Here is an 11,995-nt window from a genome sequence, read left to right as displayed (position 1 = left end):
GTGGTGCTGGGCGGGGTGGGCCGGGGTGGCCGTCTGGGGGCGGTCGACGGGATCGCCCTCGACGAGCGCGTCGGGATCGAGCAGGACCTCGGGTTCCGTGAGTGCGGGGTCGTCGAGTTCGATCGCCGGTTCGCGGAGCGGGTCGACGTCGCCGAGCTCGGCCGACCGGATGCAGGCGGCGACGTGCGCGGCGGACGTTCCGTCGCCTCCCGGCAGGCCGCCGGCGGACGTCGGACGTGCGCCGATGACGACCGGCACCGGCTCGAGCGCGGGGTCGACGGTGCGGCAGGCGTCGACCGCGTACGGGCAGCGGGGGTGGAACCGGCAGCCGCTCGGGACGTCGAACGGGCTGGGCGGGTCGCCCTGCAGCGCGAGGCGGCTCATGGCGTCCTCGGTGCCCATGCGCGGGATCGAGTCGATGAGCGCCCGCGTGTACGGGTGCCGGGGGTTCCGGAACAGCTCGGCGGTGTCGGCGACCTCGACGATGCGGCCGAGGTACATGACCGCGACGCGCTGGCTCAGGTGCTGCACGACCGCGAGGTTGTGGGCGACGAACAGGATGCTCAGGCCGAGCTCGCGCTGGAGGCGGGCGAACAGTTCGAGGATCGTCGCCTGCACCGACACGTCGAGCGCTGACACCGGCTCGTCGGCGATGAGCACGTCCGGCCGCACGGCGATGGCGCGGGCGATCGCGATGCGCTGCCGCTGGCCGCCCGAGAACTGGCTCGGGTAGGCGTCGAGCGCGTCCTCGTCCAGGCCGACGAGCCCGAGGACCCGGATGCTCTCGGCCCGCACCTCGTTCCGCGGCACGATGCGGTGCAGGAGCAGGAGCTCGCGGAGCATCGAGCCGACGCTCATCCGCGGGTTGAGCGACGAGTACGGGTCCTGGAACACCATCTGGATGCGGCGTGAGGCCTCGCGGTCGCGGTGGACCGGCAGCGGGGCACCGTCGGCGTCGACCCGACCCGTCGTCGCGGTGACGCTGCCGACGAGGATCTTGGCGAGCGTCGACTTGCCCGATCCGGACTCGCCGACGAGCGCGAGGACCTCGCCGCGCCGGAGGTCGAGGTCGATGCCGTCGAGGGCCTTGAGCGCCGGACGCTCGGTGCGTCGGACGCGGTCGACGACGGTCACGGGCAGGGCGTACCGCTTCGTGACGCCCGTGGCGCTGAGGACGGCGCCGGTGTCGGGCGCCGTGGGTGCGATCGTGGTCATGCGGGGACTCCCTCGAACACCTCGTGCGTGCGGATGCAGGCGGCGGTGCGGCCGGGCCCGACGTCCTCCTGCGGCGGCATGGCGGTCGTGCACGCCTCGACGACGAACGGGCAGCGCGGTGCGAACGGGCAGCCGGACGGCCGGGCGGCCAGGTTCGGCGGGAACCCGGGGATCGGCACGAGTGCTCGGTCGGGGTCGTCGAAGTCCGGCGCCGAGTCGAGCAGACCCTTCGTGTACGGGTGCCGCGGGTCGGCGAAGACGGCCTTGACCGGGCCCGTCTCCACCCGGTGGCCGGCGTACATCACCGCGACCCGGCTGCACGTCTGGTTGACGACGGCGAGGTCGTGCGTGACGAACGCGAGCGCGGCACCCGTGGCGTCGCAGAGCTCCTCGAGCAGCTGGAGCACCTGGTGCTGGACCGTCACGTCGAGCGCGGTGGTCGGCTCGTCGCAGAGCACGAGCTTCGGTGAGCACGACAGCGCCATCGCGATCATGACGCGCTGCCGGAGCCCGCCCGACAGCTCGTGCGGGTAGGCCGCGGCGCGGCGCTCGGGATCCGGGATGCCCGTCCGGCGCATCATCTCGACGGCCAGGTCGTGCGCCGCGGCGCGCGAGAGCCCGAGGTACCGACGCGGCCCCTCGGCGATCTGGTCGCCCACGCGGAGCACCGGGTTGAGCGCGGTCATCGGCTCCTGGAACACCATGGCGATCTCGGGGCCCATGAGGCGGCGCCGTTCCTTCGCGCCGAGGCCCGCGAGGTCCCGCCCGCGGTAGCGGATCGCACCCGAGAGGACCGTGACGCCCTTCGGCAGCAGCCCCGCGATCGCCCGGAGCGTCAGGGACTTGCCCGAGCCGGACTCGCCGACGATCCCGAACCGCTCGCCCTCGGCGATGCTGAACCCCAGGTCCTCGACGATCCGGACGTCGGGGCGGCCCCGGCGTCGGATGCCGATGGTGAGGCCCTCGACCTCGAGCAGCGGTGCGGTCGTCGTGGCGCTCGCGGTCGTCGCCGCGGTCGTGGCCGTCGTCGGCATGTCGCGTCGTCCCTCCATGTCAACGCCTCCGGTCCGGGCTGAGCAGGTCGCTGATGCCGTCGCCGAGCCAGGACAGGCCGAGGCTCGTGACGACCACGACGAGCCCGGGGATCGTCGTCTGCTGCCACTGGGTCGTGATGAACTCCTGGCCGTCGACGATCATCGAGCCCCACTCGGCGGTCGGCGGTTCGATGCCGAGGCCGAGGTACCCGAGCGTGACGATCGCCATGATGTCCATGACGATGTCGCTCATCGCGTAGATGATCGCCTGCGTCATGACGTTCGGGGCGATGTGCCGGACGAGCAGCCGCACGTGGGACATGCCCCCGAGTCGCGCCGCGACGACGTAGTCCTGCTGCTTGGCCACCAGGACCTCGCCGCGGACGATCTTGGCGTAGGACACCCACGACACGGCGGCGATCGCCAGGTAGATGCTCGCCTCGCCCGCCCCGAGGACGAACACCAGCACGATGACCATGACGTAGAAGGGGAACGCGAAGAACACGTCGACGATGCGCATGAGGATCGTGTCGACGATGCCGCCCACGTACCCGGCGATCGCGCCGACGACGCTGCCGACGACGAACGGGATGAGCACCGCGAGGAACCCGACCCGCAGGTCGACCCGCGCGCCCCAGATGAGGCGGGACAGGACGTCACGGCCGTACTTGTCGGTCCCGAGCCAGTGCGCCGAACTCGGCGACTCGAGCGCCGCCTCCAGGTGCTGCTTGACGGGGTCGTAGGGCGCGATGACGGGCGCGGCGACCGCCACCACCACGAGCAGCCCGACGATGACGATGCCCGCCATGAGCGAGCCGTTCCGGTACCAGGCCTTGAGCGAGCGTGTCCGGGAGGCGCGGCGCCGGTTCTTGAAGCCGACCAACGTCGCCGTGGGGGTGGTCATGCGGCGTTCCCTCCGGCCAGGTCGACCCGGGGGTCGAGCATCGTGTAGACGACGTCGGTCAGGATCCCGACCACGACGACGAAGATGGCGACGAAGAGCGTGACGCCCTGGATCGTCGGGAAGTCACGGGCGAAGATCGCGTTCACCATGAGCGACCCGAGGCCGGGGAGCGCGAACACCTTCTCGATGACGAGCGATCCGCCGACGAGGTACCCGAGGTTGACGCCGATGATCGACACCGTCGGGATCGCCGCGTTGCGGATCACGTGGTCGCGGAAGAGCGGGACCCCGTACGCGCCCTTCGACTTGGCGGTGCCGACGTACTCCGACTCGAGCACGCCGATCATCGACGAGCGGAGGCTCCGGATGATCGTCGGTGACATCGCGATCGCGAGCGTCAGCGCGGGGAGGAACAGGGAGTACAGGTGACCGCCGGCGCCGTTGCCGTAGCCACCCACCGGGAACGCCTTGACGTCGACCGCGAGCAGCAGGATGAGCATGATGCCGACCCAGAACTGCGGCATGCCCTGCCCGAGCAGGGTGACCGCGCGGGCGGCGAGGTCACGGCCGCCGTTGGGCCGCGAGGCCGCCAGCGACGCGAGCGGGATGCTGATCGCGAGCGCCATGAGGAGTGCGAGGCCGAGCAGCGAGAGCGTCACGGGCACGGCCTGCATGACGAGCTGCGTGACGGGGAGCTGGTAGGTGAGGCTCGAGCCGAGGTTCCCGTGCAGGATCTGCCCGAGGAACAGGAAGTACTGCTTCCACAGCGGCTGGTCGAGGCCGAGCTGCTGGGTCAGGGCGGCGACGCTCGCCTTCGTCGCGCGCTCGCCGAGGAGCGCCAGTGCGGCGTTCCCGGGCAGGAGGTGCGACAGGAAGAAGACGATGATCGTCACGCCGAACGCGACCGGGATCGCCTGGATGAGGCGTCCGGGGATGAAGCGCAGGCGGTGGAGCATGGGGTGCCTTCCGCAGGGGGCGGGTGTGGATGGGGGCCGGTGGGCCCCGACTGGGAGGGCCGGGTCGAGACGACCCGGCCCTCCCGCCGGTCAGTCCGTCAGGACTGCTTCTTGACGTTCTCGAGCTGGAAGTTCCCGAGGGGCGTCACGTGGAATCCGGACACCTTGTCCGAGATCCCGTAGACGTACGGCGAGTAGTACAGGTACGCGAGGAACGCGTCGTCGCCGGTCTGCTGCTGCAGCTGGGCGTACAGCGCCTTGCGCTTGCTCGACACGACCGACTGCTGGGCCTGGCTGTTGAGCTTGACCACCGCGGCGTTGTCGTAGTTCGTGAACGCCGAGTTCGAGCCACCGTTGGGGTCGACCGCGAACGAGGTCCACTCGTCGGGGTCCGGGATGTCCATCGTCCACGCGGACCACGCCATGTCGAAGTCGCCCGCGAGCCGAGCCTGCTTGTTCGCGGTCGGGTCGAGCTGCTTGATCTTCATGGTGATGCCGATCTTCTTGAGCTCGGACTGCATGATCTGCGCGATCGACGTCTCGTTCGGGTCACCGGAGCGGATGAGCAGCGTCGTCGTGAAGCCACTCGGCTGCGACGACTGCTTGAGCTCGGCCTTGGCCTTCTTCACGTTGTACGTCGGGCCGTGGGCGTTCTTGTCGTAGTACGGCGTCCCCGGGGAGAGCAGCGAGTTCGCGACCGACCCGTGCCCGAACAGGATCGCCTTGACCATGGCCTTGCGGTCGATGGCGTACGCGATGGCACGGCGGACGTGCACGTCGTCGAACGGCTTGCGCTTCTGATTGAAGGCGATGTAGTCGATCTGCGTCGACTTGAAGGTCTTGGCGGCCACGCCCGACGCGCTCGCGAGCGAGGACAGGCTCGACCAGTCCGGCGTGTCGTCGACGTCGATCTGACCGCCCTGGAGCTGGAGCTTCCGGGTGTTCGCGTCGGGGACCACCGTGAACACGATCTTGTTCAGGTGCGGCTTGCCCTTCTGCCAGTAGTGCGTGTTCTTGACGAGGGTCAGCGACTGGCCCTTCTTCCACGAGCTCCACTTGTACGGGCCGGTGCCGACCGGGTGCGTGTAGAACTGCTCCTTCGTCTCGCCGCCGTAGTTGTCGGGGACGATCGCGTTGCTGAACAGCGAGAGGTCGGCGATGAGCGGGGCCCATGCGTGCTTGAGGTGGATGTCGATGGTCGCGTCGTCGACGGCCGTGACGTTGTCGATCGCGGCGTTGATGTACCCCCAGCCGCTCGAGCCCGTGGCGGTGTCCGCGTCGAGCGAGAACTTGACGTCCTTGGCCGTGACCGGGTCACCGTTCGAGAACTCGACGCCCTTGCGGAGGTGGATCGTGTAGTCGAGCTTGTCCGACGAGATCGAGTAGCTCTTGGCGAGCCACGGGGTGAGCTTCTTGCCGTTCGCGCTGACGTTGAACAGCGGCTCCATGATCTGCTGCTGCACGTGGATGGAGTTGTTGTCGAACGTGGTCGTGTTGTCCATCGAGATGATGTCGGCGGACCGGGCGATCGTCAGCGTGCCGCCCTTCGTGGTGGCTGCGGACGCGGTGGCGCCGCCGGTGCCGACGGCGACGACGACCGCCGCTGCGGCGGCGACGGCGGCGACCGCGACGCGGGTGCGTTGCTTCATGTGCCTCTTCACTTCCCCGACGTCGGACGACGCCGGTCTTCGGACTCGGGAGCGGTGCGGGGAGGACCGGTGCCGTCCGGAGGCGGCGCGATCCGTAGTGATGATTACAGTAAGGGCAGTTCTTTTCCGATTTGTTACGTTTGTAAGACGATGTCCGAGATGACCGCACCGCCGCAACCCGTCCTCGCGCTCCGCCCGTTCACGCCCGCCGACGCCGCCGTCGTCGTGACCTGGTTCACGACCCCGGAGCAGGCCTCCGCGTTCGCCGGGACGGGTGCGCCCTGGCCGTACACCGCGGCCGCGCTCCTCGCCTCGATCGACGATCCGAGTCGCCGGGCATGGACCGTCACCGCCGTCGAGGCCCCCGACGCCGTGCTCGGCCACGTCGAGACCGCGCTCGTCACCCCGACCACGGGGCGCCTGGCTCGGATCGCCCTGGCACCCGGGCAGCGCGGCCGGGGCCTGTCGACCCCGATGCTCGAGCTCGCCCTCGACGCGGCCCGGTCGATCGGCATGGAGGAGGTCGCCCTGTTCGTCGTCCCGGGCAACGAACCCGCGCTGCGGGCCTACGCGCGCGTCGGCTTCCGCCCCACCGAGCGCGATCCGGAGCACCCGGAGTACCTGCGCGTGGCCCGCACCCTGGCTTCCTGACCGGTCCCCGCCCCCTCGTTCCGCGCCGGGCATGCTGGGACCATGCCGATCCTCCACAAGGACATGCAGGTGTGCATGTCGCTCGCCGGTCGCCCGAGCAACATCGGGACCCGCTTCCACAACTTCCTCTACGACGAGCTCGGCCTCGACTTCGTGTACAAGGCGTTCACGACCACCGATCTCGAGGGCGCGGTCCGCGGCATCCGCGCGCTCGGCATCCGCGGGTGCTCGGTGTCCATGCCGTACAAGGAGGCGATCATCCCGCTCGTCGACACGCTCGAACCGTCCGCGGCCGCGATCGACTCCGTCAACACCGTCGTCAACGACGACGGCGTGCTGACGGCGTCGAACACCGACTACGAGGCGGTCGCCGCCCTGCTCGCCGACCACGGCGTGGACCCCCGCTCCTCGGTCCTGCTCCGCGGGTCCGGTGGGATGGCGAAGGCGGTCGTCGCGGCGTTCCGCGGCAGGGGGTTCGACGACCTCACCGTCGTGGCACGGAACCGGGACACGGGCACCGCACTGGCGGAGCGGTACGGCTACCGATGGCTCGCCGACGGCGCCGGGGCCGGACACGCCGACGTCCTCGTGAACGTCACGCCGATCGGCATGCACGGCGACGCCGCCGGCGAGCTCGCGTTCCCCGAGGAGCGCATCGCCGACGCGCACACGGTGGTCGACGTCGTGGCCTTCCCGGCGGAGACACCACTCGTCGCCGCCGCCCGTGTCGCCGGGAGGCACCTCATCACGGGCGCCGAGGTGATCGCGCTCCAGGCCGCCCGGCAGTTCGAGCGGTACACGGGCGTCGCCTTGACCGCGGACCAGGTGGCGCGCGCGTCGGCCTTCAGCCGCGCGGAGTGACCGCCGGCGGAAGCCCGTCCCAGCGGACGCGGGGCGACGCCACCGCGCGGTGCCGCGCGGAGTCCGCCACGCCCCGGCGCTGATCCGGGTTCACTCCGACTCCTCGATGAGTCCGCCGCGGCGCTCGAAGCGGAGTTTCCCGCTGAGGACGTCCTCGGCGATCTCGCGCGTCGGTCGGCGTCGCGCGAAGGCGTGCCCCTGGAGGAGCAGGTAGGCGTCCTCCGCGGTGATGTCGAGCTGCGCCAGCACGACGCCCGTCGCCTGGTGGACCATCCGGCGCGAGGACGGCGTGCGGTCGAGCACCGCCCCGCCGACGCCGATCGACGCGATGGACCGCTGGAGGATCCGCCGGCCCACCGCGGTGGAGAGCAGGCTCGCCTGCTCGACCTGCTCCGGCTCGAGGGGGGTCGGCTCCGGCGCGTACAGGTCCACCGCACCGAGTCGGAGCGGTCCGAACATGACGGGGAACGCGAACAGCGCGCCGACGGCCTCGTGCCCGACTGCTTCGGTGAACGCGGGCCACGACCGCGAGGCGCGGTGTCGGAAGTCGTCCTCGAGGACCGGCTGCGCACGCCGGATCGCCTCCCAGCAGGGGCCCTCGTGCAGGTCGAACTGGATCTCGTCGATCCGGGACGCCGTGATGTCCGACGCCGAGATGGTCTCGTTGCCGAACGGGACCCCGAACGACGAGACGGAGCACCCTCGGACGGGGAGCAGCCGCACGAACGGGACGCTGAGGTCCGCGTCCCGTACACGCCCGGACCGGAGTGCGCTGAGGGTTCGCTCGAACTCGCCACTCATGCGGTCTCCTCCAGCGGGTCGCTCGCCTCGTGGTCGCCGTCGAGGTGCTCGTCGGGAGCCGCGCCGGCCCACGAGGGGAGCTCCGCCGACGGGTAGTCACCCTGCGGGTCGGGAACACGGACCATGGGGTTCACGGAACGTAACGTGATGCCCTCGACGTCGGAGGCCGCTCGGCGGAGCGCACGGCCGAGCACGAACGCGACCAGGTCGTCGACGCCGCCCGAGGGCCGGTAGCCCGGCCATGCGCGCTGGCCCTGGTCGACCTGTTCGTCGATGCTGGCGCGCATCACGTCGGCGTCGTCGATCTCGACCTCGCAGTCGAGCACGAGACGGAAATGGGGCCGGTCCTCACGCGCGACACCGGCCACGTCCACGGGAGCGGTACGGCCGTCCATGTCCTCGCCGGACAGGAAGCGGAGCGTCGTGCTCGGCGCGATGCCGTACACCGAGCGGTACGCGGTCGCCATGCGGCCCACGTTGCTGAACCGCCAGCGCCGGGCGACCTCGGCGACGGTCAACCGCTGACCCGGCTCGGCGTTCCGGAGGTCACGGTGCACGCCCTCGAGCCGGACGCTGCGCAGGTACTCCATCGGCGACACGTCGACCTCGCGCTGGAACGCTGCCTGCAGGCCGCGCGGGGTCAGGACCGACGCTGCGGCGATGTCCTGCAGGCGGATGTGCGAGCGCGCGTTCTCGCGGATGAACCGGATCGCTGCACGGACCGGGCGCGACAGCACGACCGAACCGGATCCCGATCCGAGATCCTCGCTGTTCGACCCCATCGTGCAACCGTATTGCGTGCGTCCGGTGCGGACACTCGGGTTGACCGCCGCACTCAGGCCCCGGGCTCAGCGCCGGTCCGAAGCGCCCATCGGCCGACCGCCACGAGACCGAGCCGACGCAGGGTCTCGATGTTCCGGAGGAACAGCATCGGCTGCATCACGAAGCCCGGTACGAGGGTGCCGGGACCCTTGCTCGGGTTCTCGCGGATCGTCACCTTGCACCCGCGGCGGTGCGGTTCGACGGTCAACTCGACCTGGGCCTCCCCGAGCGGCCAACCGCGCGCCTGGATGCGCATGCGGTACGGCGGATCCCACTCGAGCATGGACGTCGTGTCGTCGATGAGGAACGGCCAGGAGCCGAACGAGTGGTGGATCCGGGCACCCTCCGCCGGCCAGCTGCGGTCGAGCGCACGCATCCGGGAGGCCCCCACCACCCAGACGGGGAACAACCAGCCGTCGCGGAACACGTCGAACACGGCCTCCGGCGGGCATTCGAAGACTCGGACGTTGCGGGCCATGGGGACCTCCTTCTCAGGGCCGAGGGGACAGATCGACGTCCTCGGACAGGTGGAACGTGTGCCGCAGGGCGCTCCGTGCGGCGTGCCAGCCGGCCATGCCGTGGACGCCGGGACCGGGAGCGGCGGACTCGGAACACAGGTACACGCCGTCGGCCGGTGTGCGCCAGGGATCGGGCGACAGCGTGGGGCGCCGGACGAGTTGCCCGAAGGTGGCCGCACCCGCGGCGATGTCGCCGCCGACGTAGTTCGGGTTGTACTGCTCCATCTCGACCGCCGTCCGGCTGGAGCTGGCGATGATCGTGTCCCGGAACCCCGGGGCGAAGCGCTCGATCTGCCGGATGATGGCCTCGGTCTCGTCGTGCTGGGAACCCGCCGGCACGTGCGCGTAGGCCCAGAACACGTGCTTGCCCTCGGGCGCGCGACTCGGGTCGACCACCGTCGGTTCCGACCCGAGCACGTACGGGTGGTCGTGGCGGCGGCCTTGGGACACCGCGCGCTCGGCGGCGGCGATCTCGGCGCGGGTTCCGCCGATGTGGACGGTGCCCGCCTTCCGGAGGCCGGGGTTCGTCCACGGCACGGGGTCGGACAGTGCGAAGTCGACCTTGGCGGCCGCGTTGCCGAACCGGAAGCGCCGCAGCGCTCGCTGGTAGGAGGACGGGAGGCGCGACCCGGCGATCCGACGCATGCCCTGCGCGCTCGTGTCGAACAGCACCGCGCGGGCGTCGGGGAGGTCCTCGATGCGCTGGACCTCGGTGTCGACCTCGATCGTCCCGCCATGCGCGACGAGGTCGGCCGCCAGCGCGTCCACGATCGCCTGGCTCCCCCCGATCGGTACCGGCCACCCCCTGGCGTGCGCGTAGACACCGAGCGACAACGCGGCCGCGGCCGTGGCGAGCGACGGCATCCGCTGGATCGAGTGCGAGGCGACGCCGGTGATCATCGCGGGCGCCACGATGTCCTGGAACCGGCGGTTCCACAGTGCGGTGCCCTGCTCGAGGGCACGCAGCCCGAAGCGCAGGACCGTCACCGGGTGGCGCGGCACGTGCAGCAGCGCGTTCGTCGCGAAGTCGGAGACCTCGTCGGCGTGACGCGCGAGCGGACCCATGAGGTCGCGGTACGCGCGGCCGTCGATCCCGAGTCCGTCAGCCGTCCGGTCGATGTCCCGGTACGCGAGCCCGGCACGACCGGCGTCGAGGGGATGTCCGAACTGGACCTCGGGCAGGCGGAGCTCGATCCGGTCCTCCATGCCGAATCGACGGAAGAACTCGGACTGGAGCGCCATCGGGTGCACGGCCGAGCAGACGTCGTGGAGGAACCCCGGCTCGGTGAGCTCCTTGGTCCGCGCACCCCCGCCGATCGTGTCGTTCCGCTCGTACACGGTGACGGCGAGTCCGGCGCGCGCGAGGGTCACGGCTGCGGCCAGCCCGTTCGGTCCGGCACCGACCACGACCGCATCGACCACGAGCGCTCCCTTCGTCTGGACCCCCACGCTACGGGTCCGGCTCGTCGCGCGCCCACAGCGACGTGACGTCGTGGATGGCGTCCCCCTCCACAGGTCGAACTGCGTCGACTCGACCCGCGTCGACTCGATGTCTGGTCGGCCGGCCCTGCCGGTCGCGGGCGGCACGGGAGCCATCGGTGTAGCGTCCCGGGAGCCGGACGGAACCGTCGGCGTCCCTCGAGGAAGGCAGAGCACCCCATGCGCATCGGCACCGCCATCGCACTGCTCGTGATCGGCGCGATCCTCGCGTTCGCCGTCAACGTGCAGGTCGCCTGGTTCAACCTGAGCATGATCGGTTACATCCTCATGGTGGCCGGCGTGATCCTGCTCGTGATCAGTCTGGTCGTCGGCCTGCGCGGATCGAGCTCGACCTCGACGACCCGCACCGGCTACGACGCCGACGGCAACCGCATCGAGCGCCGGGACGACTACCGGGCCTGACGCCGGGGCCCCGGAAGCGCGGCAGCGGTCCGCCGTCGAACCGCGCCGCCGGATCGGCCCGGGCCCGGTCAGTCGGACGCGGGCGGGTGTCCGGGCCGGAGCGCGTCGATGTCCGCCGCCAGCTCCTGCAGGCGGTCCTCGAGCCCGACCTCGTAGTCGTCAGCAGGACCCGCCGCCCATCCGAGCCGCCCGACGACGGTCGAACCGATGTCGTCCCAGGCCCGCTGCCGCGCGGCGATGACGATGGCGTCCACGAAGGACGGATCCTCGCTGCTCGCCTCGAGCCGCTCCGCCAGCTCGGTGTAGGTCGCCTCGCGTGTGCGGAGTTTCAGGTCGTCCCCGCGCTTGTAGTCGTGTTGGTGGCGGGACCGCCCCCGCGCGTTCTGCGCGACCGCTCGGATCTCGCGCATCCGCTCGGCGTCCTCGCGCTGCTCCGCGGCGAACCGACGGAGTTCCTCGCGCGCGGCCTCGGCGACCACGCGGGCGTCGAACGACTCGTGTTGCTGCAGTGCGCTGAGGATGATGCGGTTCGCGACGGCGATGACGATCGCGGACCGGGCGATGAGCATGCCCTCGTCGACCGACCGGCGCAGCTCGTCGGGGTCGACCGGCCGTTCACGCACGTCCTCGTGCTTCGGTCGCTTCCCGAAGACCGCCACCATCGTCCTCCCGCCCCGTCGTG

Annotated in this window: 13 protein-coding genes; 3 read left to right on the top strand and 10 right to left on the bottom strand. The window is 71.0% G+C overall.

Features of this window, described 5'->3' with window-relative positions:
* The 5 genes from DEI81_RS14845 to DEI81_RS14825 form a co-directional block, all read right to left on the bottom strand.
* Positions 1 to 1,215: ABC transporter ATP-binding protein (locus tag DEI81_RS14845; protein ID WP_111011509.1), on the bottom strand; the 1,215-nt coding region annotated here is incomplete at its 3' end.
* Entirely contained in the window at positions 1,212 to 2,267 is a 1,056-nt protein-coding gene (locus tag DEI81_RS14840) for an ABC transporter ATP-binding protein (RefSeq protein WP_111011508.1), read from the bottom strand. The genes DEI81_RS14845 and DEI81_RS14840, both read right to left, overlap by 4 nt.
* A 1-nt stretch (position 2,268) precedes the next feature.
* Positions 2,269 to 3,153: an ABC transporter permease gene (locus DEI81_RS14835; protein WP_111011507.1), complete on the bottom strand. Its 885-nt coding sequence runs from the start codon at positions 3,151 to 3,153 to the stop codon at positions 2,269 to 2,271.
* Entirely contained in the window at positions 3,150 to 4,109 is a 960-nt protein-coding gene (locus DEI81_RS14830) for an ABC transporter permease (protein WP_111011506.1), read from the bottom strand. The genes DEI81_RS14835 and DEI81_RS14830 overlap by 4 nt, the downstream gene beginning before the upstream one ends.
* A gap of 98 nt (positions 4,110 to 4,207) precedes the next feature.
* The gene (locus DEI81_RS14825) at positions 4,208 to 5,758 is read right to left on the bottom strand and encodes an ABC transporter substrate-binding protein (protein ID WP_111011505.1); all 1,551 of its coding nucleotides are present in this window, start codon (positions 5,756 to 5,758) and stop codon (positions 4,208 to 4,210) included.
* A 159-nt stretch (positions 5,759 to 5,917) separates the two neighbouring features.
* On the opposite strand from DEI81_RS14825, the gene DEI81_RS14820 reads away from it, so the two are divergent.
* Positions 5,918 to 6,409, top strand: a complete 492-nt coding sequence (locus tag DEI81_RS14820) for a GNAT family N-acetyltransferase (RefSeq protein ID WP_181435446.1) — start codon at positions 5,918 to 5,920, stop codon at positions 6,407 to 6,409.
* A 42-nt stretch (positions 6,410 to 6,451) separates the two neighbouring features.
* Positions 6,452 to 7,270, top strand: coding sequence for a shikimate 5-dehydrogenase (locus DEI81_RS14815; protein WP_111011503.1), 819 nt, complete (start codon positions 6,452 to 6,454; stop codon positions 7,268 to 7,270).
* A gap of 90 nt (positions 7,271 to 7,360) precedes the next feature.
* On the opposite strand, the gene DEI81_RS14810 is transcribed toward DEI81_RS14815, so the two are convergent.
* From DEI81_RS14810 to DEI81_RS14795, 4 genes are read right to left on the bottom strand one after another with little or no spacing between them, the layout of a single operon-like run.
* Entirely contained in the window at positions 7,361 to 8,071 is a 711-nt protein-coding gene (locus tag DEI81_RS14810; RefSeq protein ID WP_111011502.1) for a GAF and ANTAR domain-containing protein, read from the bottom strand.
* Positions 8,068 to 8,853, bottom strand: coding sequence for a helix-turn-helix transcriptional regulator (locus tag DEI81_RS16330; RefSeq protein WP_181435445.1), 786 nt, complete (start codon positions 8,851 to 8,853; stop codon positions 8,068 to 8,070). The genes DEI81_RS14810 and DEI81_RS16330 overlap by 4 nt, the downstream gene beginning before the upstream one ends.
* A 53-nt stretch (positions 8,854 to 8,906) precedes the next feature.
* On the bottom strand, positions 8,907 to 9,371 hold the full coding sequence (locus DEI81_RS14800) for an SRPBCC family protein (protein WP_111011501.1): 465 nt from the start codon (positions 9,369 to 9,371) through the stop codon (positions 8,907 to 8,909).
* Between the two features lie 13 nt (positions 9,372 to 9,384).
* Positions 9,385 to 10,860, bottom strand: coding sequence for an NAD(P)/FAD-dependent oxidoreductase (locus DEI81_RS14795; RefSeq protein ID WP_258368776.1), 1,476 nt, complete (start codon positions 10,858 to 10,860; stop codon positions 9,385 to 9,387).
* A gap of 210 nt (positions 10,861 to 11,070) precedes the next feature.
* Between DEI81_RS14795 and DEI81_RS14790 the strand changes: the two genes are divergently transcribed.
* Positions 11,071 to 11,313, top strand: coding sequence for a DUF6458 family protein (locus DEI81_RS14790; protein ID WP_111011499.1), 243 nt, complete (start codon positions 11,071 to 11,073; stop codon positions 11,311 to 11,313).
* A gap of 68 nt (positions 11,314 to 11,381) precedes the next feature.
* Here DEI81_RS14790 and DEI81_RS14785 read toward each other — a convergent pair whose 3' ends face one another.
* Complete coding sequence (locus DEI81_RS14785; RefSeq protein ID WP_146242934.1) at positions 11,382 to 11,936, bottom strand: hypothetical protein; 555 nt, start codon at positions 11,934 to 11,936, stop codon at positions 11,382 to 11,384.
* Positions 11,937 to 11,995 lie beyond the last annotated feature (59 nt).

Source organism: Curtobacterium sp. MCBD17_013, from assembly GCF_003234565.1.
GTDB lineage: Bacteria > Actinomycetota > Actinomycetes > Actinomycetales > Microbacteriaceae > Curtobacterium.
The sequence above is the reverse complement of the archived record's forward strand: the minus strand, read 5'-3'. Positions and strand labels throughout refer to the sequence as shown.

Coding starts and splice junctions, on each gene's coding strand:
- DEI81_RS14840 (WP_111011508.1), bottom strand. CDS start 2,267: ATGGAGGGACGACGCGACATGCCGACGACGGCCACGACCGCGGCGACG.
- DEI81_RS16330 (WP_181435445.1), bottom strand. CDS start 8,853: ATGGGGTCGAACAGCGAGGATCTCGGATCGGGATCCGGTTCGGTCGTG.
- DEI81_RS14790 (WP_111011499.1), top strand. CDS start 11,071: ATGCGCATCGGCACCGCCATCGCACTGCTCGTGATCGGCGCGATCCTC.
- DEI81_RS14835 (WP_111011507.1), bottom strand. CDS start 3,153: ATGACCACCCCCACGGCGACGTTGGTCGGCTTCAAGAACCGGCGCCGC.
- DEI81_RS14825 (WP_111011505.1), bottom strand. CDS start 5,758: ATGAAGCAACGCACCCGCGTCGCGGTCGCCGCCGTCGCCGCCGCAGCG.
- DEI81_RS14815 (WP_111011503.1), top strand. CDS start 6,452: ATGCCGATCCTCCACAAGGACATGCAGGTGTGCATGTCGCTCGCCGGT.
- DEI81_RS14820 (WP_181435446.1), top strand. CDS start 5,918: ATGACCGCACCGCCGCAACCCGTCCTCGCGCTCCGCCCGTTCACGCCC.
- DEI81_RS14830 (WP_111011506.1), bottom strand. CDS start 4,109: ATGCTCCACCGCCTGCGCTTCATCCCCGGACGCCTCATCCAGGCGATC.
- DEI81_RS14800 (WP_111011501.1), bottom strand. CDS start 9,371: ATGGCCCGCAACGTCCGAGTCTTCGAATGCCCGCCGGAGGCCGTGTTC.
- DEI81_RS14810 (WP_111011502.1), bottom strand. CDS start 8,071: ATGAGTGGCGAGTTCGAGCGAACCCTCAGCGCACTCCGGTCCGGGCGT.